Source organism: Faecalibacterium sp. AF27-11BH, assembly GCF_003603005.1.
Lineage (GTDB): Bacteria > Bacillota > Clostridia > Oscillospirales > Ruminococcaceae > Faecalibacterium > Faecalibacterium taiwanense.
This window is the reverse complement of sequence record NZ_QVGS01000015.1, coordinates 26,693-51,376: the sequence shown is the minus strand read 5'-3', so window position 1 is coordinate 51,376 and position 24,684 is coordinate 26,693. Positions and strand designations below refer to the sequence as shown.

Here is a 24,684-nt window from a genome sequence, read left to right as displayed (position 1 = left end):
TGCCTTTTCACGATAAGGGGCCGGGCGGTGAACAGCCTTTTGCTACCGTCAGCCTGCAGCTGTCGCGCAGCAGATGGAGCACAAGCTTGCCCGCACGGTTCGTCGCGTAAGCGACTCAAAATCGGCGCAACACAAAAAATCCTCTAGCGCAGCGACTTGGATTTTTTGTATGGAGCCCAACTGCTTTGGGGTTACTAGGGGCGAGCAGCCCCTAGTTCGTGCCTCCCGCGCCTCGAAAGTAGCGGAGACCTTGCCGCGCTGAACACGCGGCATTTGCTGCGCAAACCGGTCTGCGGCTTAAAAGCCCCACTGGGGCTTTCATGCCCTGCGGGCACCGCCGTCCTTTCTGGTTCTCTTTTGGCACGCAAAAGAGAACGTACCCAGCGGCGATACATTTTTCAAAAGCCATTAAACCCAACCCACACGCCTACGCTCTGCACAGGAAGCGCTCAAACGATTCGTTTCCCGTCCAGCACTGCCTGCGTGAGGGTGTCGCCTTCATACACCAGCTTGAGGGAGAAATAAGGCCGTTCCTCATTCAGCAGCCGGAAGAAGATTTTGTCGCCCTCCCAGATGGGCAGTTCAGCCGCCTTATCCTTCGGCACCCATTCCAGCACGCCTTCCCTGCAGGCATCGCCCTGCACCATCTCGCCCGTCCATTCATCAGCGGTGTACAGGTGGATGAACTCGGTCATGTTGCCCCAAATAAAGGTCAGCAGACCCCGGGCGCGGAAGCGCTTCAGCGTCAGGCCGGTCTCCTCCTTCACTTCCCGCAGCAGGCAGTCCTCCGGGCTTTCAAACCGCTCAAACTTTCCGCCTACACCGATCCATTTGTCGTGGTTGTAGTCGTCCTGCTTTTTGATGCGGTGCAGCATCAGGTAGGCATCCTCCCGTTCCAAATAACACAGCGTGGTGCTGAAAATGGGAAATTCCGGGTTCATGAAGGCTCCTAGATTCATTGCGTTCTCCTTCTGATCTTGTTTTTGTGGAAAATGCCGTTTTTCGCTGCGGCCCCTCCCGTGAAAAAACACCCCGGCAAAGCCCGCAGGCTTTGCCGGGGTGCAAACCAAAAATAACTTTTTCCTCTGAATATGCCAGAGCAACGCGGCGGCAATTTAAAATCATTGCCCCTTCCGGCTTGCTCTTCCCTTGCCCGCATTGTTCAGCTTGCGCACAAGGTCGTTCTGATGCTTGCGCTGGCTGGGCGTGGGCTGCGGGTCTTTGGCCTCCTCGGCACGGCGGCCGCTCTGGGCGGTGTCCGGATCGATGCGTTCCAGCGTCCACTCCTGATTGCCGCCTGCTACAAAGTTCCAGATCTGGGCCTGTGCACCGTTGGCGGTGTTCATGCCCACAAGGTCAATGTATTTATCCGCCAGCACATTGCGGATGCGGGTGCGCCCGCTGCGGGTGGGCTCCAGCGCCCAGCACTGACTCAGCCCGCTGGTGCGGTCCCACTGGTGCAGCCATGTGCCCTCCACCACACCGCCAAGGGCCAGATCCATCATCTTGCCGGTAAAGCGGTTGCAGATGCGCCAGCGGCCCTCGCCTGCATCCACGAACTGCCACTGCTGCCACGGATGGCCTGCATAGCTCCACAGCTGGATGGCCGCGCCGTTCTCGGTGTTGAAGTTCTTTACTTCCAGTACCTTTCCATTGGGGGCTTTGATGATATAAAATTCATTTTCCAGAATGACTGCCTGTGATGCCTTTGCCATAGAGCACGACTCCTTTCCAGTTTGGTAGCCCTATTATAGCGTATTTGTCCTTTGGCAGCAAGAATGCTTTTCCATAATCTTTTTACGTTTTATTGTGCATTTTGACATGATTCCCGCAACGATAACGTTTACGCGCAACAAAACCGTCTCTGCAGGGAATTTCTTTACACTCCGGCCTGTCTTGTGATACAATAAAGGCACACGCTTTTAGGGAGGGATTTGGAATGACCAACGAAACCTTGGAAACCATTAAAAGCCGCCGCAGCTGCCGTGCCTATAAGCCGGAGCAGATCACCGACGAAGAGCTGAATGCCGTGCTGGAAGCCGGCACCTACGCTGCCAGCGCCATGGGCCGCCAGAGCGCAAAGATCGTGGTGGTGCAGGACGCTGCCACCCGCGCCCAGCTCACCCGCATGAACGCCGCTGTCATGGGCAAGGACACCGACCCTATGTACGGCGCTCCTACCATTCTGGTAGTGCTGGCCGATGCCGGTTCCAAAAATGCCGTGCAGGACGGCAGCCTTGTCATGGGCAATCTGATGCTGGCCGCGGCCTCGCTGGGGCTGGGCAGCTGCTGGATCAACCGCGCAAAGGAAGAGTTTGAATCCGACGAGGGCAAGGCCCTGCTCCGGCAGTGGGGCATCGAGGGCGATTGGGTCGGCGTCGGCCACTGCATTCTGGGCTATCCTGCTGCAGACCCCAAGCCCGCCGCCCCCCGCAAGCCGGATTATATCGTAAAAGTATAAGGAGAACTATGAAGCCTGATTACAAGCTGGTCGCCAAGGCCAAATACATCCACGCCACCGCCGACCTTGCCAGTGAACTCTGGCATGAGGTGTACAAGCGCTATTACCCCGCAAAGCAGCTGGACACCCTTGTGGAAGAGCTGCAGAGCGCCGATGCCATTGAGGAGGACATCGACAACGATGTGAACTACTTCCTCGTGGTTCTGGGCGGCAAGACCATCGGCTACTTTGCGTGGAAGATGGAGAACACCGCCCTGCATCTGATGCACCTGTACCTCAGGCCCGAATACCGCGGCAAGGCACTGGGCCGGGACATCGTGCTCTCCTGCGAGCGGCTGGCCCGCGGCGAGGGCAAGGGCCGTGTGTGGTGCACCGTGCACGCCAAGGCCCTGCCGGTGCAGCAGTTCTTCAAGGCCCTGCGCTACCGCAATTTAAAGCCCGCCGAGCAGGAAAACGGCACCGTCCCCCGGGACGAAGTGGTATTTGAGCACACGCTGGGCTAAAAAGCCGCAAATGCTATTGAAATTTCTCCCCGTTTGTACTACACTGGTGTAGTGTAATAAAGTGTCTGCCTGTGGGCGGCATCTGCAAAAAAGGAGAACAACATGGCAAAAGATCATCCTACCGGCCAGTCCGGTCTGTATCAGGCATTTTTGCAGCTCAAGACCCCGGAACAGTGCTACCGTTTTTTACAGGATGTGTGCAGCTATTCCGAGCTGAGCGCAATGGAGCAGCGCTACAACATTGCCGAAATGCTGGTGGACAAGCGCATCTACACCGAGATCATGGATAAGACCGGTGCATCCAGCGCCATCATCAGCCGGGTAAGCCGGGTGCTGAGTGCCAACGACAGCGTGTTACGCGCCTTGCTGGAAGCGGAAAAAGCTGCCGACGATCAAAACTGAACTTCCACACAAACCATGCCGCGTGCCGCCCGTGCGGTATGCGGCTTTTATCATTCAACCGGGAAGGCAGAAGTCCCCACGCCAGCGGGGTACTTCTATCGTTTTTCCTCATGCGGCGCAGATGTGCCGTCTTCATCAGAAATCAGGGAGGTTTGATTTTCATGAGCAAAGCTGTTGTATTTTTTGCCGAGGGCACCGAGGAATGTGAAGCCCTGCTGGTGGTCGATCTGCTGCGCCGCGCCAAGGTGGAGGTGACCGTGGCCAGCGCATCCGGCAGCCGCGAGATCGTGAGCAGCCACAAGGTGCATATCACCGCCGACGCACTGGCCGAAGAGGTGGATTATTCGGATGTGGACATGGTGGTGCTGCCCGGCGGCATCCCCGGCACCCCGAACCTTGCCGCCAACAAGACCGTTACCGACACCTGCGTTTCCTTTGCAAAGAGCGGCAAAAAGGTAGCTGCCATCTGCGCAGCACCCAGCGTGCTGGCATCTCTCGGCCTGCTGGAGGGCAGAAAAGCCACGGCGCACGCCGGTTTCCAAGACAAATTGGCCGGTGCCGAGGTGCTGGATACCGAAGTGGTAGTGGACGGCAATATCACCACCAGCTACGGTCTGGGCGGTGCCATCCCCTTTGCGCTGGAGCTGGTGCGCCAGCTGGCCGGGCAGGCTGAGGCCGACCGCATCCAGAACGCCATCGCCTACCGCCACTGAGGGAGGGAGTCAGTATGCGTTTTGTTACCTGCCGCCTGCCGGACGGCGTGGAAGATCCGGCCATTCTTTCGCCGGACGGCACACAGATCTGGCCGCTGAGCTGGCTGGGCCTTTCCTATGAAACCTTGTCCGATGCCATCCCCTTTCTGACCCCGCAGGTGCGGGCAGGCCTGCAGCTTGCCATTGCGGGCATCCCGGCCCTGCCCGTGGATGCCGTGCAGCTGCAAAGCCCTATTCCCTGCCCGGCGCAGGATGTGGTGTGCCTTGGCATCAACTACATGGCCCACTCGGACGAAGCGGAGAAATACTCTGCCGATGCCTTTGCAACCAAACATCAGGATGCCATTTATTTTTCCAAGCGCGTTTCCCGCGCTGTGCCGGACGGCGGCTTTATTGAAGCTCACACTGACCTTGTGCAGAAGCTGGACTACGAATGCGAACTGGCTGTGGTTCTGGGCAAAGATGCCAGGGATGTGCCCGCCGGGCAGACAAAAGACTATGTGTTCGGCTACACCATCCTGAACGATGTTTCCGCCCGCGATGTGCAGACCGCCCACAAGCAGTGGTATTTCGGCAAAAGTCTGGACGGCTTCACGCCCATCGGCCCCTGCATCGTTACCGCAGACGAATTCGACACCTACCCGCCCAAGCTCGGCATCCGAAGCTTCGTCAACGGCGAAAAGCGGCAGGACTCGAACACCGGCCTGCAGATTTTTGACATCGACCATGTTATTCACGAGCTTTCGCAGGGCATGACCCTGAAGGCCGGCACCGTCATTGCCACCGGCACCCCGGCAGGCGTGGGCATGGGCATGGACCCGCCGCAGTTTCTGAAGCCCGGCGACACGGTGCGCTGCGAGATCGACGGCATTGGCAGTCTGACCAACACCGTGCGGTGAGCACTGGCATTTGTGCCAAACATTCACTGCGTTTTCCGTCTGTTTGCATGAAAATCCGCAGCGGCACTGCTCTTTTGCGGGTAGGTGTGGTATACTGGAACACGCGAAATACTGCGGCCGCTGGCCGTCAAAAAGGGGTAAATGAAACATGAAAGAATACGCATTCGGCATCGATCTGGGCGGCACCACCGCCAAGATCGGCCTGTTCAAGACCACCGGCGAACTGCTGGAAAAGTGGGAAGTTCCCACCGACACCTCCAACGCCGGTGAGCACATTCTGAAAAATCTGGCCTCTGCCGTGCAGGGCAAGATGCAGGAAAAAGGCCTTGCCGCTGAGCAGGTAGAGGGCGTGGGCGTGGGCGTGCCCGGCCCTGTGCTGGACAGCCGCATCGTGCCCATCATCTGCGCAAACCTCGGCGGCTGGGGCAAGCATAATGTAGCCGAAGAGCTGAGCACCATGCTGGGCGGCATCCGGGTCCTTGTGGGCAATGACGCCAACGTGGCTGCTCTGGGCGAGATCTGGATGGGTGCAGCCAAGGGCTGCCGCAGCGCAGTCATGGTCACGCTGGGCACCGGCGTGGGCGGCGGCGTCATCGTCAACGGCAAGGTCATCGATGGCACCCACGGTGCCGGCGGCGAGATCGGCCACATCACGGTGGACCGCCACGAGACCGCCGCCTGCGGCTGCGGCAAGCACGGATGTCTGGAGCAGTATTCCAGTGCTACGGGCGTTGTGCGCTGCATGAAGAAGCTGCTGGACGAGAACCCGGACACCCCCTGCACCCTGCGCGGCACCGAGTTTGCCGCCAAGGACGTGTTTGATGCCGCCCGCAATGGCGACGCCCTTGCCGCCCGCGAGGTGGACGAGATGACCGATACCCTTGGCATGGCGCTGGCGACCATTGCCGCCACCGTGGACCCGGAGATGTTCATGGTGGGCGGCGGCGTATCCCGCGCCGGTGATGTGCTGTTTGCCCCGCTGCGGGAGCATTTCAAGGTCTATGCCTTCAAGTCCTGCCGTGAGACCCCCATCGTGCCCGCCATCCTCGGCAACGATGCCGGTATCTATGGTTCTGTGCGCCTGATCGTGGGTGAATAATTCAGCGGTATTTTTTCAGAAACTTAAAAACCCGGAAACGACGGTCGTTTCCGGGTTTTTCTTTGTACGTTCAATAAAATTTACAGCGTATCTTCCCCCGGCAGCTGATTCCACAGGCGGTAGTAGACGCCCTGCTTTGCCAGCAGCTGGTCGTGGGTGCCGGATTCCACGATGCCCTCTTCGCCCAGCACAAGGATGCGGTCGTAGTCCTTGATGGTGGTCAGGCGGTGGGCGATGGTCAGGGTGGTGCGGCCATGGGCCAGCTTTTCAAGGCTCTGGCCCACCAGGATCTCGCTTTCGTTGTCCAGTGCGCTGGTGGCCTCGTCCAGAATGAGGATGGGCGGGTTCTTCAGGAACACCCGCGCAATGGCGATGCGCTGCTTCTGTCCGCCAGAGAGCTTGACACCGCGCTCGCCCACGTAGGTGTCAAAGCCGTCCTTCAGGGCCAGAATGAACTTCTCCGCCCCGGCCAGACGCGCCGCTTCCATGATCTCTTCGCGGGTGGCGCCGGGCTTGCCGTAGGCGATGTTTTGGGCCACCGTGCCGCTGAACAGATACACGTCCTGCTGCACGATGCCGATATCCTGCCGCAGGCTTTTCAGGGTGACATGGCGGATGTCCTGCCCATCGATCAGGATGCGGCCGCTGGTCACCTCGTAGAAGCGGGGGATGAGGTTGCACAGGGTGGTCTTGCCGCCGCCCGAAGGGCCGACCAACGCCAGCCGTTCGCCCGGCCGGATATCCAGACTGACGTTGTGCAGCACCTTGTTGTGGTCATCCGGGTACTCAAAGCTGACGTTTTCAAACCGGATGTCACCGGGGCCGGGCTGCAGCGGTACCGCATCCGGGACATCGCCGATGGTCACAGGGGTGTCCATGATCTCGGCAAAGCGCTCGATGCCGGTCATGCCGCGCTGGAACTGCTCGGCAAACTCCACGATGCGGCGGATGGTGGCAATAAGGGTGGTGACATACAGCATATAGGCCACCATGTCACCGGCGGTGATCCTGCCGTACACCAGCGAGAGGCCGCCTGCCAGAATGACCACCAGATACATCAGGCCGTCGAACAGGCGGGTGGAGGTGTTGAAGGCACCCATGGCGTAGTAGCCGAGAGTCTTGATCTGCTCAAAATCCTTGTTGCCCTTTGCAAACTTCTCGCGTTCCTCATCCTCGGCGGCAAAGGCCTTCACGACACCCTGCCCCAGCAGGCTGTCCTCGATGGTGGAGTTCAGCTCGCCGATCTGCACGCGCTGCTGGCGGAACCGCGCCCGCAGCCGTCCGTTCAGGTAAACGGACACCACGCCCATCAGCGGCACGCAGGCGAACACCGCCAGCGTCAGCGGCACACTGGCCCGGCACAGGATAATAAAGGACACCACGATCTTGATGGCCGCAATGAAAAATTCCTCCGGGCAGTGGTGGGCGAACTCGGTCACATCGAACAGGTCGTTGGTGATGCGGCCCATGATAGTGCCTACCTTGGTGTTGTTGTAGTAGGTGTGGTCCAGCTTGAGCAGGTGGTCAAAGGCATCGCGGCGCATATCCGTCTCGATGTGCACGCCCATGATATGACCGATGCTGGACATGTAATAGCTGGCTGCACCGTCGATGATGCGCAGCACAAAATAGAGTGCTGCCAGCCGCAGCACGATGCCCGCCGTCAGGGTGATGCCCACGCCCATGGCGGCGTTGGTGATGGTGCTCATGATCTTGGGCAGCACGATATCGCACAGGGTGGTCAGCGCTGCACAGAACAGGTCCAGAAACAGGGTCATTTTGTACTTTGCCAGATAGGGCAGAAAACGCCGGATCAGCGCACCGCTGCCTGCGTGGTGCGCCCCGGGGTCGTTGATCTTGGTTTTTGACATGGTTCCTCCGTTTTTTGGTTTCTTTAGGCCTTTACGATTCAGGATGTTTCAGATACTTTTCAGTGGGCTCGCCCTCTCAGTCAAATCCTTCGGATTTGCCAGCTCTCCCAAAGGGAGAGCCCTTGGCAAAGAGATGAAGTTTGCGTGGACTGCCAAAGGCTCCCACTCTGGGGGAGCTGTCGCGCAAGCGACTGAGAGGGCGAGGCCGTTTTTATTTTTACACTTTTTTACTGTAATCCCGCTCGCCGTAGATGGCGGTGCCGATGCGCACAAGGGTGGCACCCTCCCGGATGGCGTTTTCAAAGTCGCCGCTCATGCCCATGGAGAGGGTCTCCATGGACACGTTGGAATAGCCGCGCTCTCCGGCCTGCACAAACAGCTTGTACACCTCGGCCAGATAGCGGCGGTTGCGGGTATCGTCGTCGTTCACAGGCGGAATGGCCATCAGCCCCTTGACCCGGATGTGCTCCTGTGCGGCAGCAGCATCCAGCAGCGGCCAGAGCGCTTCCGGTGCCACGCCGGTCTTGCTCTCCTCGCCGCCGATGTTCACCTCCAGCAGCACGTTCTGCACGATGCCGGCCTTGGCTGCTTCCTTCTCGATAGCGTTCAGCAGATGCTCACTGTCCACGCTTTGGATGAGGCTGGCACGGCCCAGCACTTTTTTAATTTTGTTCGTCTGCAGATGGCCGATAAAGTGGCTGGGCTTGCCGCAGTAAGCACCTGCGTCAAAGTTTGCGCACAGCTCCTGCACATGGTTCTCACCGAACACATCAATGGGCAGGGCTGCGCTTGCAGCCACGGTCTGTGCCGTGCGGGTCTTGCAGGCGGCGCACAGCTGCACCGCTGCCGGGTCGCGGCCTGCTTCACGGGCCGCGGCTGCCATCTTTTCCCGGATCTCTGCCACGGCCTCCTGCATCTGTTCCAGATTCTTTTCTGCCATGATGCTCAGTCCTCCTCGGTATACTTGGCGCGTTCGCCGCCGATGAGCTTTGGGCGGGTGCGGGCGCACAGAATGTTCGCTTCACCAATTTTGGAAAGGCTCAGCCGCACCGGCACCGCCACCCGCTTCAGGTGCATCCCGATCAGGGTGCCGCCGATATCAATGCCTGCATGGGCACGGATCTCTTCCACGGCCACCGGCTCCCGGAACTTCTTCCAGCAGGTAGTGGCCCAGCTGCCGCCTGCGTGGGGGCGGGGCACCACGCACACCTCTTCCCAGCCGTATTTTTCGGCGGCTTCCCGCTCGATGATAATAGCGCGGTTCAGATGCTCACAGCACTGCGCGGCCAGCCAGATGCCGTTTTCAGCCAGCACTGGGGCAATGCCCGCGTACACGGCCTGCGCGGCTTCCAGACTGGAATCCTTGCCGATGTGCCCGCCCACGATCTCGCTGGACGAGCAGCCCACCACGAACACATCGCCCTTTTTCAGCTTTGCTTCGGCCAGCAGTTCGGTCACTGCCTGCCGGGCCTGCGTCTCGATCTGTTTTTTGAATTCTTCTGTCATAAAAAACACCTCGGTTTTTATCAAAAATCAAAGATTTGCACTGCGCACCTTTTCGCTGCCTGCAAGGCCGAGATACAGCCTGCTCTCCACCGGGCACAGAGCTGTCACACCGCCTGCACCCTTGCTGGAGACCGTCCGCTTCCAGCTGCCGTCTGCCGTATCTACAGCTTCCGCGCAGGGCGCATCGGCAGGCAGACTGAACAGCTTTTCCTGTAGATTCCGGCCTGCACGCAGGGCAATGCCCCGCAGCAGGGTGCTGTCGGCGTTCTTTTCCAGCCAGCTGCTGCGCGCCCACCGGTAGCCGATGTACAGGGTGCCGTCTGCATCCATAGCAAGCGCACCGGGATACCCCGGCAGGCCGGAAACAAAGCTCTGGCAGTTTTTACCGCCCGCCGTCAGGTCGCGGGCATCGGCGGCAGCGCTCCACACACAGCGGTTCCCAAGGTCAGCCACGAACAGCGTGCTGCCGTCCCGGCTCAGGGCCAGCCCGGAAGCACCGGCCACACCGCCCAGCACCTTCTGCACCGTGCGTGCTGCCGGGTCGTATACATACACGCAGCCCGTGCCGGTGTGGGCCAGCAGTTCGGTGCGCAGAGTGCTCTCCAGCCCGTCCGCGGCACCGGCAGCGGCAGCAACCGCAAAGTAGATCCTGCCGTCCGGCGCGGCTTCCACCGCTGAGACAGCCCCCAGCGGTGCACCGTCGATCTGGGTCACTACCTGCTCCACCGCCGTGCCCCAGCTGTCGTGGGCGGCGCGGCACAGGCTGCCGCCGCCGGGCGTGAGGATGCTCAGCCACAGGTCCCCGCTGCCGTCAAAGGCAAAACCGGTCAGCTCACCGTCCACGGAAAGGATGGCCGCATCGTGTCCGCCGTCGGTGCGCACAAGGTCGCTCGTGCGCTTTTTTAAGGCTGCGCCGTCGTATGCTGCGGCATACACAAGGCCGTCCTGTGTGCGGATGCAGTCCACACCCTGATATTCGCCCAGATCCAGCGTTCCCTTATGGTCGGCGGCAAGGGCCGTCTGTGCTGCACCGGTGTCCTGCCGTACATCAGGGGCATCGTACGCCTGCGGCGGCGTATCGATGGGCCGGAACACCAGTGCATACACCAGCGCCAGCAGGATGCACACGCCAAACACCGTGCTGGCCGTGCGGAACCGCTTGAGCAGCGCGTCCCGCTCCACCGCCATCTGGGCCGCATACTCGGCACGGCGGCGGGCGGCGCGGGCATTGGCGCGGTTTGCCCGGCGCATCCAGCGATCCACGAACAATGCCACCTGCGGCCCGATGGTGAGCGACGCAATGGCAAGGATGAGCAGAAATTCAATAAGTCCGATCCTCATAGGGCTTTTTCCTTTATCTTCAGAGCTTTTTCAGGGGGATATCCCCTTATCATTTCAGTATAGCATCTGTGGCGCGGCAGTTCAAGCACCCAACTCTGTCTCCCGGCTTTTGCCGCCGCCTGCCGCCTTTTTCTCCATCTTTCCTGCCAAAGCCTTTTTTGCCGTGCTGAAATATGCTATACTGATTATAAATATGGCATTCTGCACCGGAATGCCGCGTGTCAGTGTAAAAGAGGATAACATGGAAGCATTCAAATATAATGTGCAGCCGGGCCGCTACCGGCATTTCAAGGGCAACGAATACGAAGTGCTGGGCATGGCCCGCCACAGCGAGACCGAAGAGGAAATGGTGGTGTACCGCGCCCTGTACGGGGAACGCGGGCTTTGGGTGCGTCCTGCCGCCATGTGGTGCGAGACCGTGGAGCGGGACGGCAAAGTGCAGCCGCGCTTTGTGCGCATTGAGGAGTGAACCGGCAGTTTTTGCCGATGGGATAAAACGGAGGGTGATACTTTTGTACAGTGAACAAAAACAGGCGCTTGCCGCCGAACTGAGCTTCAAGCATCCGGCAGTGCTGGCTGTCAGCGGTTCCGCAGGCAGCGGCAAGACCGCTCTGCTGGCCGCGCTGCTGCCGGTGCTCAAGAGCCGCGGGCTGAAGGTGGGCATGATCCGCGAGGCTGACGATCTGCGCCTGCCCGCCGAGACCGACCGCCTGCATGAGGCCGGTGCCGAGGGTGTGGCCGTGTTTACTGCCGGGCGCTATCTGCTTACCGAGCAGTTCCGCCTGAACGAGCAGGACCTGCTGGCTTTGTTCGAGCGCCACGGCTACGACCTTGTACTGCTGGAAGGCTTTGGCGACAGCGGCTGGGCCAAGATCGAAGTGGTGCGCAGCTCGGTCAGCCCGGTGGGCACCGCGTTCCAGCCCATGGCCATCGTGGGCGATGTGCCGGGCGCTGATTTCGCACTGGACGATCCTGCTGCTCTGGCAGACTGGATCGAGAACCAGATGCCGTCCCTGTAACGGAGGTTCTGCATGAAACTCATCCGTACCGAAGACGCTGTCGGGCAGGTGCTCTGCCACGACATTACACAGATCATTCCCGGCCAGTTCAAGGGAGCACGCTTCCGCAAAGGGCACATCGTCCAGCCGGAGGATATCCCCGTGTTGCTTTCCATTGGCAAAGAGAATCTCTATGTCTGGGAGAAGCGCCCCGGCATCCTGCACGAGGACGAAGCCGCTGCCCTTTTGTACAAGGCAGCGGCGGGCCGCAACATCCACGGCACTGAGCCGAAGGAAGGCAAGATCGAACTGGTTGCCGACTGCGACGGTCTTTTGAAGATCGACCGCGCCGCCCTGCTGGCCGTGAACCGCACACCCCAAATGATGATCGCTACCATCCACGGCGACCTGCCCGTGAAAAAGGGCCAGAAGCTGGCCGGCACCCGCATCATCCCGCTGGTGATCGAGCAGGAGAAGATGGATGCCATGCAGGCTGCGGCAGGCAGCGAGCCCATCCTGAACGTGCTGCCTTTCCACCCGAAAAAGTTTGCGGCCATCACCACCGGCAGCGAGGTATTCAAGGGACGCATCGAGGACAAATTCACCCCCATTCTGGTGGGCAAGCTGGCCGAATACGGCTGCGAGATGACCTATCACAAAACCTGCGACGATGACCCCGCCGGGATCACCGCCGCCATTCTGGAAGCAAAGGCCGCAGGCTGCGAGCTGATCTTTACCACCGGCGGCATGAGCGTAGACCCCGACGATCGCACGCCGCTTGCCATCAAGAACACCGGTGCCGAGATCATCACCTATGGCGCACCGGTGCTGCCGGGTGCCATGTTCCTTGTGAGCTATCTGGACGGTGTGCCGGTGTGCGGCCTGCCCGGCTGCGTGATGTACGCCAAGCGCACCATTTTTGACCTGCTGCTGCCGCGCCTGCTGGCCGACGACCCCATCACTGCCGAGGACATTGCCCGGCTGGGCGAGGGCGGGCTGTGCTTAGGCTGCGCCGAATGCCACTGGCCCAACTGCGGCTTCGGGCATTGCTGAAACCCTCTCAGTCAAAGCCTTACGGCTTTGCCAGCTCTCCCAAAGGGGAGAGCTTTATCAAGGTAAAAATTATGAGCGAAACAAAACTTTCTCATTTTGATGCGTCCGGCAGCGCCGTGATGGTGGATGTGAGCGAAAAGCCCGTCACTGCACGGCAGGCTGTGGCCCGCGGCATCATCACTATGAATGCGGCAGCCTTTGCCGCTGTTCGGGACGGCACCGCCCAGAAGGGCGACGTGCTGGGCGTGGCCCGCATTGCAGGCATCATGGCGGCCAAGCGCACCAGTGAGCTGATCCCCCTGTGCCATCCGCTGCCGCTGAGCAAGCTGACTGTGGATTTTCACCTTCTGCCCGAACAGCAGGCCGTAGAGGCCGTGTGCACCGCCAGGACCATCGGCGTGACCGGCGTGGAAATGGAAGCTCTTACCGGCGTTTCTGCCGCGCTGCTCACCATCTACGATATGTGCAAGGCCGTGGATAAGGGCATGGAGCTGGGCGAGATCCACTTGGTCGAGAAGACCGGCGGCAAGAGCGGGCACTATGTGCGGGCCGAGGGCGGCTATGTTTGATGCATACGGCCGCAATATCCACTATCTACGCCTTTCGGTCACCGACCTGTGCAACCTGCGCTGCCGCTACTGTATGCCGGACGGCGTGCCAAAGCTGGCTCACGAAGATATTCTGACCTATGAGGAATTTCTGCGGCTGGCTGCGCTGTTCGCCCAGTGCGGCATCGACACGGTGCGCATCACCGGCGGTGAACCGCTGGTGCGCCGGGGCGTGGAACAACTGACGGCGGGCCTGAAAGCCATTCCCGGCATCCGCCGCGTTGCCCTTACCACCAACGGCGTGCTGCTGGCCCAGAAGCTGCCCGCCCTGCTGGCGGCGGGCCTTGACAGCGTGAACATCAGCCTTGACACCTTGCACCCGGAGACCTTCCGGCGCATCACCGGCAAAGACGAGCTTGCCGCCGTGCAAAACGGCATCCGGGCGGCCCTTGCCAGCGGCATTCCGGTCAAGCTGAACTGTGTGCCGCAGCCCGGCGTGAACGAGGGCGAGCTGGAAAGCCTTGCTGCCCTCGCACAGGAGCATCCGCTGCAGGTGCGCTTTATTGAGATGATGCCCATTGGCTTTGGTGCCGGGCTGCCCGGCCTTTCCGGCCCGAAACTGCTGGAGCGCTTTTGCCGCCGCTGGCCGCAGCTGCAGCCGGTGACCGGTGCGGCCTTTGGCGATGGGCCGGCGGTGTATTATTCTGCGCCCGGCTGGCGCGGCAGCATTGGGTTGATTGCTGCCGTGCACGGCAAATTCTGCGCTTCCTGCAACCGGGTGCGGCTGACAAGTCAGGGCTTTCTGCGTCCGTGCCTTGCCAGCGAATCCGGCACCGATCTGCGTGCTCTGCTGCGCAGCGGCGCGGACGACGCGGCCCTTTTGCAGGCCATTCAAAACACGATTCTGGCAAAACCCCGGGAACATCACTTCGGCCAAGGCTCCATGCCCGCCACACGAGGGATGTACCGGATCGGAGGATAACACAAATTTATGGGTAAAATTCTGGCTATCTGCACAAGCCCCCGGCGCGGCACCTTGAAAACGCCGGTGCCGTCCGCTGTTCTCACCCCGGAGTGGGGTATTGTGGGCGATGCCCACGGCGGCAGCTGGCACCGGCAGGTCAGCCTGCTGAGCGCGGAAAAAATTGAAGCTTTCCGTCAAAAGCTCTGGGTGGACTACGGTGCCTTTGGCGAAAATCTGGTGGTGGCAGGGTTCGATCTTGCCACCCTGCCGGTGCCCAGCTTTTTTGCCATTGGGGATGCCGTGCTGGAAATGACCCAGATCGGCAAGGAGTGCCACAGCGACTGCGCCATCCGCCAGCAGACCGGCGACTGCATCATGCCGCGGGAGGGCGTGTTCGCACGGGTGGTAAAAGGCGGCACCATCCACACCGGCGACGAGATGAAGTTGCTGCCCACCCCGGCAGACCTGCCCCTGCGCGCGGCGGTGATCACCCTTTCCGATAAGGGCAGCCGCGGCGAACGGGAGGACAAAAGCGGCCCGCTCATTGTGGAAATGCTCACCGCCACAGGCTACAAGGTGGAAGAAACGCTGCTTCTGCCGGACGATGCCGCCCAGCTCAAAACCCAGCTGCTGCGCCTTGCGGATGCCCGTCAGGTGAACCTGATCCTCACCACCGGCGGCACCGGCTTTGCACCCCGGGATATCACCCCGGAGGTGACTTTGAGCGTAGCCGAACGCAACGCGCCCGGCATTGCCGAGGCCATGCGGTACCATAGCCTTACCATCACACCGCGCGGGATGCTCAGCCGCGGTGTCAGCGTGCTGCGCGGCAAGACCCTGATCGTGAACCTGCCGGGCAGCCCTAAGGCCGTAAAAGAAAACCTCGAGTACATCCTGCCCAGCCTTGCGCACGGCATCCGCCTTGCCGCCGGGCTGGACGGCGAATGCGCCCGGAAGTAAAAAAGTATCCCGGTGGGCGGCACCGCATCCTGTACCGTATCAAATGCAAAGATTCATTTTAAAAACAGGAGCGCTTATCATGAACAACACTAAAATTTCCCGCCGCAGCTTTCTGGCTGCTGCCAGTATCGCCGGTGCCGCTGCGGCCCTGACCGCCTGCGGCTCCTCCGCTTCCAGCACTGCATCTTCCGTGGCAGGCTCTGCCGCTGCTTCTTCTGAAGCTACCGGTGGATCCATGGAGCTGATCGTGTTTGCCGCCGCATCCCTCACCGAGACCCTCACCGCCATCGGCGAGATCTACTCTGCCGAGAACCCCGGCGTGACCTTCAGCTTCAACTTCGACTCCTCCGGCACCCTCAAGACCCAGATCCAGGAAGGCGCGGACTGCGACCTGTTCATCTCCGCCGGTCAGAAGCAGATGAACCAGCTGGACAGCACCGCTTCCGCCGATGTGAACACCGAAGGACTGGACTTCGTGGACAGCGATTCCCGCGTGGACCTGCTGGAGAACAAGGTCGTTCTGTGCGTGCCCGAGAATGGCGATAAGGGCATCGACAGCTTCGATTCTCTGGCCGAGCACCTCAAGGCCGGGGACATTCTGTTCTGCATGGGCAACAGCGATGTGCCCGTGGGCCAGTACACCCAGAAGATCCTTGCCTACTACGATCTGGACGAGGAAGCACTGGCCGCAGCCGGTGTCATCACCTACGGCTCCAACGTCAAGGAGGTCACCACCCAGATCACCGAAGCCAGCGTGGATGCCGGTGTCGTGTACTGCACCGATGCCTACAGCGCAGGCCTGACCCCCGTGGATGAGGCCACCAAGGAGATGTGCGGTCAGGTGATCTACCCTGCCGCCGTGCTGAAGGCCGCCCCCAACGCCGAGGCTGCCAGGGAGTTTCTGGCCTATCTGCAGACCGACCGCGCCGCGACCGTGTTCGAGAGCGTGGGCTTCACCGCACTGTAAATTCGTTGTTTTTCAGAGCTTCCCCTCCGGGGGAAGCCTTTTTATTCGGAGGTATCATTTATGGACTGGTATCCCCTTTGGAACAGCCTGCGCATCGCCCTCGTCAGCTGCGCGGCGGTGTTCTTCCTTGGCATTTTTGCCGCCTACTATATTGCCAAGCTGCCGCGCACTGTCAAGGGCGCGCTGGACGTGGTGCTCACCCTGCCCATGGTGCTGCCGCCCACGGTGGTGGGCTATTTTCTGCTGCTTTTGTTCGGCGCAAAGCGGCCGCTGGGTGCCTTTTTCATGGAGCATTTCGGCGTGAAGCTGGTCATGAACTGGTACAGTGCCATCTTTGCATCTATCGTGGTGGCCTTTCCGCTGATGTACCGCACGGCGCGCGGCGCGTTTGAAAGCTTTGACGAAACGCTGGCATGGTCGGCGCAAACGCTGGGCCAGTCGGACGTGTGGATCTTCTGGCGGGTGCGGATGCCCTGCTGCCGTCAAGGCATTCTGGCCGGCACGGTGCTGGCCTTTGCCCGCGCGCTGGGCGAGTACGGTGCCACCAGCATGATCGCAGGCTACACCCCCGGCAAGACCGCCACCATTGCCACCACCGTGTACCAGCTGTGGCGCACCAACGACGAAGCCGGTGCCATGCGCTGGGTGCTGGTGGATATCGTGATCTCGGCAGTGGTGCTGCTGGCCGTGAATCTGCTGGAGAAAAAACAGAAAGCAAGTGGCCGCGCATGAGTCTTGAAGTGAACATTACCAAAAAGCTGGATGGCTTTACCCTTCACGCCAACTTTGCCGCGCGCAGCACCGCCACAGCCATTCTGGGCGCGTCCGGCTGCGGCAAAAGCATGACCCTGCGCTGCATTGCCGGTATCGTAAAGCCGGATGCGGGCCGCATCGTACTGGGCGGCCGGGTGCTGTTTGACAGCGCCCAGCACATCGACCTGCCGCCGCAGCAGCGCGGCGTGGGCCTGCTGTTCCAGAACTACGCACTGTTCCCCAACATGACCGTGGAGCAGAACGTGCTCTGCGGCCTGAAAGCCGAAAAAGACAAGGCCGCCCGCAAGGCCCGCTGCGCCGAAATGCTGCAGGCCATGCGGCTGGAATCCCTTGCCAAGCGCTACCCGGCCCAGCTTTCCGGCGGACAGCAGCAGCGCACCGCGCTGGCACGCATCCTTGTGGGCAGGCCCAAAATTCTGATGCTGGACGAGCCGTTCAGTGCGCTGGACAGCTACCTGCGCGAGGAAGTGGAGGGCGAAGTGGGCAGCCTGCTGGCCGGGTTTGGCGGCACGGTGCTGCTGGTCACCCACAACCGTGACGAAGCCTACCGCCTGTGCCGGGATATGATCGTGATGGATGGCGGGCAGGTACTGCGCACCGGCGGCACCAAAGAGGTGTTTGCAGACCCGCAGAGCACCACCGCTGCACGGCTGACCGGCTGCAAGAACATTCTGTCCTGCACCCGCGTGGATGCCCACACCGTGCGCCTGACTGGCTGGGATGCGCCCCTTCACCTTGCCGCCGAGGTGCCGGAAACCTGCACCGCCGTGGGCATCCGCGCCCACGACTTTGCCCCCTGCGCACCAGCTGCGCCGAACGCTCTGCCGGTGCAGCTGAACTCCACCAGCGAGAATCCCTTTGACTGGAACCTGATCTTTACCGCGCCGGACGGCACTACCCGCCTGTGGTGGAAGGTGAGCAAGACGAACCTGACCGCTGCGTCGCCGGAGGCACCGGCGTTTCTGGGCACTGCACCGCAGAACATCATGCCGCTGGGGTGACGGACAGTGCAAAAACCGCCCTGAAGGGCGCTGTGGGTAGCAGCGGATTTGCAAAGCCGCACAGCATATTCCCCGGCCAGAAAGCCGGATAAAACAAAAAGCGCGTACATTCGGCAGTTTGCTAAAATGTACGCGCTTTGATTTGTGCATTATTCTGGTATCCCCGTTTTTTTGTGGATTGCCTCGCGGTAGCGCCATGCGATCATACCGCTGATGAACGGATACGCTGTGCGGTGGGTGTGCACCTCGTTGATGGCAAGGCTGTGCACCGGGCAATTCTTCTGCCCGGCGGCGCTGCCCAAAAAGCGGGCGTTTTTCTTTTGGATTGCTGTGCTTGGCACTTGTTTTTGTATTTTTCATGCTTTTATCCGGTCGTTTCAGTGTCAATTCCAACGTTCTGGGCATAAAATGGTATTATGGCTAATATTATCACACTTCGCCGTTTTCCGTAATAAACTTCCCGGTATTCAGCGGCCTGCGGTCTGCCCCGCAAACTCCGGCTGTGCAGGGCCGTTTTTCTGTGGTATACTGGTACTGGAAGCAGCCCGCCGCTGCGGGCACTTTTTTTGAAAAGCATTCACGCAAACTTCACAGCTTTTTTTTATTCTTGCTGTATGATATTCTGGTCAAGAAGTCTATTATTGAGGAAGGTGTCTGTATTATGGCTAAGATCCTGATCGTTGACGATGAGCCGCGTATCCGCGAGCTGATCCGCGAACATTTACAATATTCCGGTTATATCTGTGAAGAAGCCGCTGACGGCACAGCTGCGCTGACCCAGCTTTCCGGCGGAGCCTTCGATCTGGTCATTCTGGACCTGATGATGCCGTTCATGGACGGTATGACCTGCCTGCGGGAGATGCGCGCCCGCCACATCAACACGCCGGTCATCATCCTGACCGCCCGCGGCGAGGAATACGACAAGCTGGCCGGCCTGGAGAGCGGTGCCGACGACTACGTTGTCAAGCCCTTCTCTCCCCGTGAGCTGGTAGCCCGCGTCAAGGCCGTGCTGAACCGCACCATGCCCAAGCCCGCCGCTGCCTCCGACACCATGACCTTTGGTGAGCTGACCATCGACACGGCCAGCCACACGGTGCGCGTTTCCGGCGAGGAGGTGGCCCTGACCCCCAAGGAGTTCGACCTGCTGGTGTTCCTTGCTTCCAACAAGGGCATCGCCCTCAGCCGTGAAAAGATCCTGCAGAAGGTGTGGAACTACGACTACTTTGGCGAGGACCGCACCGTGGATACCCATGTCAAAATGCTGCGGGGCCATCTGGGCAAGTGCCGCAGCTACATTGCTACCGTGTGGGGCATCGGCTACAAATTCGACCCCGACGCAACGCGCTGATAAAGGAGCGGAGGATTCATGCGGCACCATCACTCCCCCGGCATCCGCGGCCAGCTGATGTGGTTTTTGTGTTGTATCTGTCTGTTCCTGCTGGCACTGGTGTGGTTTCTGTCCACCCAGCTGCTGGAACCGCTGTACACCAAGCACATTGAAAAACAGCTGACCACTCAGGCAGAAAGCATCACCGCCGAGCTGGACAAGGCTATTGCAAACGGCGAAGCCCTTTCGGCATGGTCTTTTGGCCATCTTACGGTCAACACCGCGTTTTTTGACCGGCTTGCCACCCAGCTGTACGCCAGCGGTTCGCTGAACAGCTTCTGTGTGGATATTTCCGATACCACCATGCGCACGATCTATAAGATCGAGAACCAGTCCTACTGCAACCTGCACGAAACGCTGCTCTCGGATTCCGCCAACAACGATATGATCGTTTCCACCGCTGTGGCCATGCGCAAGAAATGCCGCACCACCGGCGGCTTTGTGCAGACCCTGAATCCGCCGCGGCTCTCCGGCTCGGCACAGCTGCTGGTAGGGCGCAACACCTCCGGCGGCGAGTACACCGTTCTGGTCACTACCAGCCTTGTGCATGTGGCTGAAGCCGGCAAGGTGCTGAGCACCGTGCTGCCCATGGCAGCGGCGCTGATCTTTGCCTTTGCCATGACGGCGGCATGGCTGTTCAGTGAGTGGTTCACAAAGCCGCTGCGCCAGCTTTCCAGCGCTGCCCGCCAGATGGCCATGGGCAACTATGCCGTGCAGGTGGATACCCGCCGCAGCGATGAGCTGGGCGATCTGGCCCGGGACTTCAACCACATGGCAAGCGAGGTGCAGCATTCTTCGCAGATGCAGCGCGACCTGCTGGCCAACGTCTCCCACGACCTGCGCACCCCGCTGACCCTTATCAAGGGCTATGCCGAGACGGTGCGCGACATTACCGGCGACGACAAGGCCCACCGCGATGAGCAGATGAACATTATCGTGGACGAGACCGACCGCCTGACCGCACTGGTCTCCAGCGTGATGGAGCTGAGCAAGGTGACCAGCGGTGCCGACAAATGCGAGCGCGTGCACTTTGATATGGGCCAGCTGTGCGACGAGGTGAGCGAACGGTACGATGCCATCTGCGCCCAGAACGGCTGGCAGCTCCAGCTGGAGCTGCCGGACGAGGAACTGCCCGTTTACGCAGACCCCAACATGATGCAGCGCGCACTGCATAACCTGCTGGGCAACGCCATGCACCACATCGGCAAAGACGGCATCTTCATCCTGCGGGCCCAGCGCTGCACCGAGGGCGTGCGGATCGAGGTGGAGGACCACGGCCCCGGCATCTCTGCCGACGACCTGCCCTATATCTTTGATCGGTACTACCGCTCCCGTTCGGATGCCGGCAAGCAGGGCACCGGTCTGGGCCTTTCCATCACCAAGGCCATCTTCCAGCAGCACGGCTTCCGCTTTGGTGTGCAGAGTGCCATCGGCATGGGCACTACGTTCTGGTTCATCATGAACGACCTGCCCGCCAATGCAGCCGAGATGGCCGGGCAGGAATAATCAGGAATAATTTTAAAGCCGGGATGACCGTGTGGTCGTCCCGGCTTTTGCTTTTTCTATAGAGCATCGTTTCTGCCCGCAATGCTGCGGCCATTCCAAATGATTTACTGGCTGGAATCTGCTGTGCGATAAATTCCGAATGTATTATCCGGTGCGGGCATTTCCACCCGGGAGGCACGATCATTCACAGCCCACATCATCCAGCCCATTGCAGCCAGTGCCGCCAGAATGATGATCCATTTGACAAAATTCGGCAGTTTTTTCATAGAAGATCCTTCAAAAATCCGTTTTATACTTTATTTTATATTTTCCGCTTTTATTCCGGTCTGCAAAGCTTCCGTGCACATCTGAGCAGCTCTTCGGCCTGCTGGCTGTCCAGCTGCTTCACCCATGCACCGCGCGCTGCTGCGCCCTCGCCGGTGCTGCCCGCTTCGGCAAAGCTGGCAAGGTCCGAGTCGGTGCGGCTCTGCCAGGGCGAAAAGCCTTCCGGTGCAATGTGGGCTCCCAGGCGGCAGTCCAACACAGCCGTTTTACCGGTGGGCCGCCACGGCCTGCCCAGAAACACCGTGCCTATCGGGCAGTCGTCCGAAACAAAGTCGCAGTCCCAGAACACAAAGCCAAGGCCGTTCGCACCGCCGGACGGCGCTGTGACGTAGCTTGCAGGCAGGTGGTTGTTCACGGTGCGGATGGTGCACTGCTCAAACAGAGCGTCCGCGCCGCCAAAAATAAAATCGATATCTCCCGCGATCTCGCAGTGCCGGTAATACTGGGCCGTCGGGCGGCGGGGCGCAAAGCGGCCCGGGCCAAGGAAGCCATCCCTCTCCCGCTCCTTCTCCGGCAGAGGGGCGCAGAACAGCGTATCCTGATTGCCTAGCAGCCGCACATTCTCAAAGAGGGTGTGTGAGCAGTCCACATAAGCCGCCACGGCCTGCCCCACCTTTGCCCCGGGGCCGGCATCGTTTTCAATGGTCAGGTCCCGCACCCGCAGTTCTATCCCCCGGAAAAACGCGGTATAGCTGCGGAAGGTGTGGGTGGGCCTGCCGTCCGGGTGCGGCAGACTGCCGCCGTCGCCCCACACGATGCGGGTGCTTTCCATGCCTGCGCCGATCAGGGTGATATCCTGTTTTTCGCACACCAGCTTTTCGCGGTAAACGCCCGGGCCAATGCGGATCTCTGCTGCGCAGGCATAAGGTACGGCCAGCACCGCTTCGGACACCGAAGCAAAATCGCCGCTGCCATCCTGCGCTACGGTTATGGTAAGCATGTTTCTGTCCTCCCGTTTTGTTTCTATGCTTCCATAGTATACCTTCTCCTCCGTCGAAAATCAACGAAGTTTGTATGAACATCAAACGCATTTTTCCAGCCGCAGCACCGCCGCCGTAATGTCGTCCGGCCTGCCGGTCTTCTGGGCGCGCACGCGGGCCGTTTCCACCAGCGTTTTTGCAACTTTTTCCGGTGCTTCTCCTGCCGCAGCGGAAAGCTCCAGCTGCTTTGCCACCCAGCCCGGGCCGTCCACCAGCAGCCCGTCCGAGACCAGCACCGCATAATCGCCCACCGTCAAATGCACCACCCGGCTCTGGCCGTTCACTCCGCCCAGAATGCCCACCGGCAGGCTGGTGTCGCCCACAGCACGCACCCGCCCTCCGTGCACAAGGAAGCCCGGTGCCGCACCGGCCTTGAACAGCCTTGCCGTGCCGGTGTAAAGATCCACGCTGATGAGGTCCAGCGTGGCACCGCTCTCATCCTCACTTTTCAGGGCAAGGGCCACGTTGACCAGCCTTGCCGCCAGCTCTGCGGTAAAGCCCGCCTTGAGCAGCCGGGCCGTCAGCTCGGCGGCAAGGTTGCCATCCACGGCTGCAGGCCTGCCGGTGCCCATGCCGTCGCACAGGATCATCTGCGCTGCCGCCGGGCTACAGAACTGCTGCACCGCATCGCCGGAAATACTGCCCCGCGCCGCCGCGCCCGCCATGCCGAACACGGCCCGCAGCACAGGCTTTTCGCTGAACAGCAGGGTGGTCATTCCCTTGCAGGAAAGCACCTGCGGCACTTCCAGCGTGCGGCGGCAGATGCGGCCCACCTCCCCGGCCAGCGCGGCCAGCTCCTGCGCCGAGAAGCGGGTGCGCGGCAGCGTGACCGCCGCATGGGTGCGGCCCAGATCATCCAGCGTGACGGCACACTCCTGCGGCGGAGTGCCAAGCTGCGCAAAAAAGTCCGCCACCCGGCCGGATTTATAGGGTTCCGGGTCGCCCGGACGGCCCAGCTGTTCTCCCAACACGCCCAGCGCTTCGGCCACGGCGCTGTACTGCTCGGTCAGGGCAGTGCGCATGGCTTCGGCATGAAGGCGGGCCTCCTTGCGGCTGCGGTACAGCGCAAAGGAGCGGTTTGCCGCTGCGCACAGTGCTGCCGGGTGGATGCACCGGGATAATTGTCCGGGCAATTGAGCCGTTTCCAGCCCGCCGCTGCTTTCCAGCAGAGGGCGCAGTGCTTCCATGCCCTCCAGCGTGGCGGCATACTCCTGCTTCCAGCAGGTATCCCGCCGCCCGCAGTTAAAACAAAGGGTATCATGTGTGTTGTCAATTACCCAATGGAAATCCTCACACCGGTGCGGCAGCGTTTCGTAGACATCGTTCACGGTCTCTGCCAGCGATGCAAGGCTCTGGGACACCTGTTCCAGCCGGGTGGCCGCTGCACTGTACTGCTGCGGCTGGGCCTGCCCTGCCTGCGGCTTTTCTTCCGGCTCCGGCACAAGCCATGCTGCGGGCATGGCCGCTACGGCCGTGATGCCGATGCAGACGTTCAGCAGATATTGGAACGCGCTCCCGGGCGGCTGCACACAGAGTGCACCGGTCACGCAGCCGCCCGCGTAGGCGGCTACCGTTTCCATGCGCCGTCCGGGTGCCAGCACTGCCGCTGCCGCCGTGGCACAGGCAAGGCCGGATGCCGCAAAGCTGAGGGCCGGGTCTGCCGCGCACAGCGCAGTGCCCAGCACCGCGCAGGTCGCAAGCGCGGCTTTGGCCTGCCCTTTGCTGCATAAATACAGTTCCAGCGCCGCGCAGACGATCACGCCCGGCAGCAGCTGCCACAGCTGCACACTGCCCAGCGCCGCCGCTGCCGCCGCACCCACCAGAAGCATCCCGGCACCCGGCTTTTCGGGCGCGAACTGCCGCAGACAAAAGCCCATGGCTGCGGCCAGCAGGGCATCTGCCGCACTGTAAAGCACCAGCTCTGCCCCGCCGCCGCCAAAGGCAAAGCACAGCGCCACGCCCACCAGCGTGCCGCAGCCCGCCAGTGCCGCCGGGGTCAGTGTTCTGGCACCCATCCACCGCGCTGCCACTGCAGCACCCAGTGCGCACAGCATACAGACACTGCGCAGCGAGAGCGCGCCAAACCCGTGCAGCAGCACACCCAGCGCCGCACCCGCCGCACAGGGGGCAAAGCAGTCCTCTGCAAAGCCCAGCACAAAGCCCAGACCAAAAGGCATCAGTGCACCGTACACAACGGCCCAGCCGCCTGCAAATCCCACTGCCACAGCCGCCAGCCTGCGCGCTGCCGGGCGCAGCTCCGCCCGCCGTGCCAGCGCTGCCCGCTGTGCATTCTGCCGCCCGACCGCTGCCAGACCCATCCGCTCTGTCATAAAAACTCCCCGCTTTCCGGCGGGGCGTTGTGGTTCTGTTCCCCGCGCTTTCTGCATATACTGTAGCGCGGGCGCGCGGCGATTTTTGGCGCGGTGC

At 61.0% G+C, this 24,684-nt stretch carries 27 protein-coding genes; 17 read left to right on the top strand and 10 right to left on the bottom strand.

The window, feature by feature from the left end; all coding sequences use genetic code 11:
- Positions 1–449: 449 nt before the first annotated feature.
- Positions 450–959 (bottom strand): 8-oxo-dGTP diphosphatase, encoded by a 510-nt coding sequence (locus tag DWY76_RS12365; RefSeq protein ID WP_120081483.1) that lies wholly within the window; start codon positions 957–959, stop codon positions 450–452.
- A 162-nt stretch (positions 960–1,121) separates the two neighbouring features.
- Positions 1,122–1,715 carry an RICIN domain-containing protein gene (locus DWY76_RS12360; RefSeq protein ID WP_097774277.1) on the bottom strand — a complete coding sequence of 198 codons (594 nt, stop codon included), beginning with the start codon at positions 1,713–1,715 and terminating at the stop codon, positions 1,122–1,124.
- 224 nt (positions 1,716–1,939) lie between these two features.
- On the opposite strand from DWY76_RS12360, the gene DWY76_RS12355 reads away from it, so the two are divergent.
- The 6 genes from DWY76_RS12355 to DWY76_RS12330 all read left to right on the top strand — a co-directional run bounded on the left by DWY76_RS12355 (position 1,940) and on the right by DWY76_RS12330 (position 6,077).
- Positions 1,940–2,461 carry a nitroreductase gene (locus tag DWY76_RS12355; RefSeq protein ID WP_097774276.1) on the top strand — a complete coding sequence of 174 codons (522 nt, stop codon included), beginning with the start codon at positions 1,940–1,942 and terminating at the stop codon, positions 2,459–2,461.
- A gap of 8 nt (positions 2,462–2,469) precedes the next feature.
- On the top strand, positions 2,470–2,964 hold the full coding sequence (locus DWY76_RS12350; RefSeq protein WP_097776984.1) for a GNAT family N-acetyltransferase: 495 nt from the start codon (positions 2,470–2,472) through the stop codon (positions 2,962–2,964).
- A gap of 102 nt (positions 2,965–3,066) precedes the next feature.
- Positions 3,067–3,366, top strand: coding sequence for a YerC/YecD family TrpR-related protein (locus tag DWY76_RS12345; RefSeq protein ID WP_005937644.1), 300 nt, complete (start codon positions 3,067–3,069; stop codon positions 3,364–3,366).
- Between the two features lie 161 nt (positions 3,367–3,527).
- Positions 3,528–4,079: a DJ-1 family glyoxalase III gene (locus DWY76_RS12340; protein ID WP_097774274.1), complete on the top strand. Its 552-nt coding sequence runs from the start codon at positions 3,528–3,530 to the stop codon at positions 4,077–4,079.
- 14 nt (positions 4,080–4,093) lie between these two features.
- Positions 4,094–4,978, top strand: a complete 885-nt coding sequence (locus tag DWY76_RS12335) for a fumarylacetoacetate hydrolase family protein (protein ID WP_120081482.1) — start codon at positions 4,094–4,096, stop codon at positions 4,976–4,978.
- 148 nt (positions 4,979–5,126) lie between these two features.
- Entirely contained in the window at positions 5,127–6,077 is a 951-nt protein-coding gene (locus DWY76_RS12330) for an ROK family glucokinase (protein ID WP_120081481.1), read from the top strand.
- Between the two features lie 80 nt (positions 6,078–6,157).
- Here the strand turns inward: DWY76_RS12330 and DWY76_RS12325 are convergent, their stop codons facing one another.
- The 4 genes from DWY76_RS12325 to DWY76_RS12310 all read right to left on the bottom strand — a co-directional run bounded on the left by DWY76_RS12325 (position 6,158) and on the right by DWY76_RS12310 (position 10,795).
- Complete coding sequence (locus DWY76_RS12325; protein ID WP_120081480.1) at positions 6,158–7,948, bottom strand: ABC transporter ATP-binding protein; 1,791 nt, start codon at positions 7,946–7,948, stop codon at positions 6,158–6,160.
- A 217-nt stretch (positions 7,949–8,165) separates the two neighbouring features.
- Complete coding sequence (locus DWY76_RS12320) at positions 8,166–8,888, bottom strand: YggS family pyridoxal phosphate-dependent enzyme (RefSeq protein WP_097781234.1); 723 nt, start codon at positions 8,886–8,888, stop codon at positions 8,166–8,168.
- 5 nt (positions 8,889–8,893) lie between these two features.
- Positions 8,894–9,454, bottom strand: a complete 561-nt coding sequence (locus DWY76_RS12315) for a TIGR01440 family protein (protein ID WP_005937663.1) — start codon at positions 9,452–9,454, stop codon at positions 8,894–8,896.
- A gap of 27 nt (positions 9,455–9,481) precedes the next feature.
- Entirely contained in the window at positions 9,482–10,795 is a 1,314-nt protein-coding gene (locus DWY76_RS12310; RefSeq protein WP_120081479.1) for an SMP-30/gluconolactonase/LRE family protein, read from the bottom strand.
- Positions 10,796–11,036: 241 nt separating this feature from the next.
- Here DWY76_RS12310 and DWY76_RS12305 point away from each other — a divergent pair, with 241 nt between their 5' ends.
- The 9 genes from DWY76_RS12305 (at position 11,037) to DWY76_RS12265 (ending at position 18,060) form a co-directional block, all read left to right on the top strand.
- Entirely contained in the window at positions 11,037–11,264 is a 228-nt protein-coding gene (locus DWY76_RS12305; RefSeq protein ID WP_154260621.1) for a DUF1653 domain-containing protein, read from the top strand.
- 34 nt (positions 11,265–11,298) lie between these two features.
- Entirely contained in the window at positions 11,299–11,814 is a 516-nt protein-coding gene (locus DWY76_RS12300; RefSeq protein ID WP_243112038.1) for a molybdopterin-guanine dinucleotide biosynthesis protein MobB, read from the top strand.
- A 12-nt stretch (positions 11,815–11,826) separates the two neighbouring features.
- Entirely contained in the window at positions 11,827–12,846 is a 1,020-nt protein-coding gene (locus DWY76_RS12295) for a molybdopterin-binding protein (protein ID WP_120081477.1), read from the top strand.
- A 71-nt stretch (positions 12,847–12,917) separates the two neighbouring features.
- Positions 12,918–13,415: a cyclic pyranopterin monophosphate synthase MoaC gene (moaC, locus tag DWY76_RS12290; protein ID WP_097774263.1), complete on the top strand. Its 498-nt coding sequence runs from the start codon at positions 12,918–12,920 to the stop codon at positions 13,413–13,415.
- Complete coding sequence (moaA, locus tag DWY76_RS12285) at positions 13,408–14,376, top strand: GTP 3',8-cyclase MoaA (RefSeq protein WP_120081476.1); 969 nt, start codon at positions 13,408–13,410, stop codon at positions 14,374–14,376. Before moaC ends, moaA begins: the two co-directional genes overlap by 8 nt.
- A 9-nt stretch (positions 14,377–14,385) precedes the next feature.
- Positions 14,386–15,318, top strand: a complete 933-nt coding sequence (locus tag DWY76_RS12280; protein ID WP_120081475.1) for an MOSC domain-containing protein — start codon at positions 14,386–14,388, stop codon at positions 15,316–15,318.
- A 79-nt stretch (positions 15,319–15,397) separates the two neighbouring features.
- On the top strand, positions 15,398–16,285 hold the full coding sequence (gene modA / locus DWY76_RS12275; protein ID WP_120081474.1) for a molybdate ABC transporter substrate-binding protein: 888 nt from the start codon (positions 15,398–15,400) through the stop codon (positions 16,283–16,285).
- 60 nt (positions 16,286–16,345) lie between these two features.
- Entirely contained in the window at positions 16,346–17,017 is a 672-nt protein-coding gene (gene modB, locus DWY76_RS12270) for a molybdate ABC transporter permease subunit (RefSeq protein ID WP_120081473.1), read from the top strand.
- Entirely contained in the window at positions 17,014–18,060 is a 1,047-nt protein-coding gene (locus tag DWY76_RS12265) for an ATP-binding cassette domain-containing protein (protein WP_120081472.1), read from the top strand. Before modB ends, DWY76_RS12265 begins: the two co-directional genes overlap by 4 nt.
- A gap of 149 nt (positions 18,061–18,209) precedes the next feature.
- Here the strand turns inward: DWY76_RS12265 and DWY76_RS13880 are convergent, their stop codons facing one another.
- Positions 18,210–18,401 (bottom strand): hypothetical protein, encoded by a 192-nt coding sequence (locus DWY76_RS13880; RefSeq protein WP_133300817.1) that lies wholly within the window; start codon positions 18,399–18,401, stop codon positions 18,210–18,212.
- Between the two features lie 320 nt (positions 18,402–18,721).
- On the opposite strand from DWY76_RS13880, the gene DWY76_RS12260 reads away from it, so the two are divergent.
- A complete protein-coding gene (locus DWY76_RS12260; RefSeq protein WP_044953253.1) occupies positions 18,722–19,408 on the top strand; it encodes a response regulator transcription factor in 687 nt (228 codons plus the stop codon).
- Positions 19,409–19,426: 18 nt separating this feature from the next.
- Positions 19,427–20,953: a HAMP domain-containing sensor histidine kinase gene (locus tag DWY76_RS12255; RefSeq protein WP_097776970.1), complete on the top strand. Its 1,527-nt coding sequence runs from the start codon at positions 19,427–19,429 to the stop codon at positions 20,951–20,953.
- 104 nt (positions 20,954–21,057) lie between these two features.
- Here the strand turns inward: DWY76_RS12255 and DWY76_RS14110 are convergent, their stop codons facing one another.
- The 3 genes from DWY76_RS14110 to DWY76_RS12245 all read right to left on the bottom strand — a co-directional run bounded on the left by DWY76_RS14110 (position 21,058) and on the right by DWY76_RS12245 (position 24,587).
- Positions 21,058–21,219 carry a hypothetical protein gene (locus DWY76_RS14110; protein WP_165852638.1) on the bottom strand — a complete coding sequence of 54 codons (162 nt, stop codon included), beginning with the start codon at positions 21,217–21,219 and terminating at the stop codon, positions 21,058–21,060.
- Between the two features lie 50 nt (positions 21,220–21,269).
- Positions 21,270–22,217: a pectinesterase family protein gene (locus tag DWY76_RS12250; protein ID WP_120081471.1), complete on the bottom strand. Its 948-nt coding sequence runs from the start codon at positions 22,215–22,217 to the stop codon at positions 21,270–21,272.
- An 81-nt stretch (positions 22,218–22,298) separates the two neighbouring features.
- Positions 22,299–24,587 carry a PP2C family protein-serine/threonine phosphatase gene (locus tag DWY76_RS12245; RefSeq protein ID WP_243112037.1) on the bottom strand — a complete coding sequence of 763 codons (2,289 nt, stop codon included), beginning with the start codon at positions 24,585–24,587 and terminating at the stop codon, positions 22,299–22,301.
- Positions 24,588–24,684 lie beyond the last annotated feature (97 nt).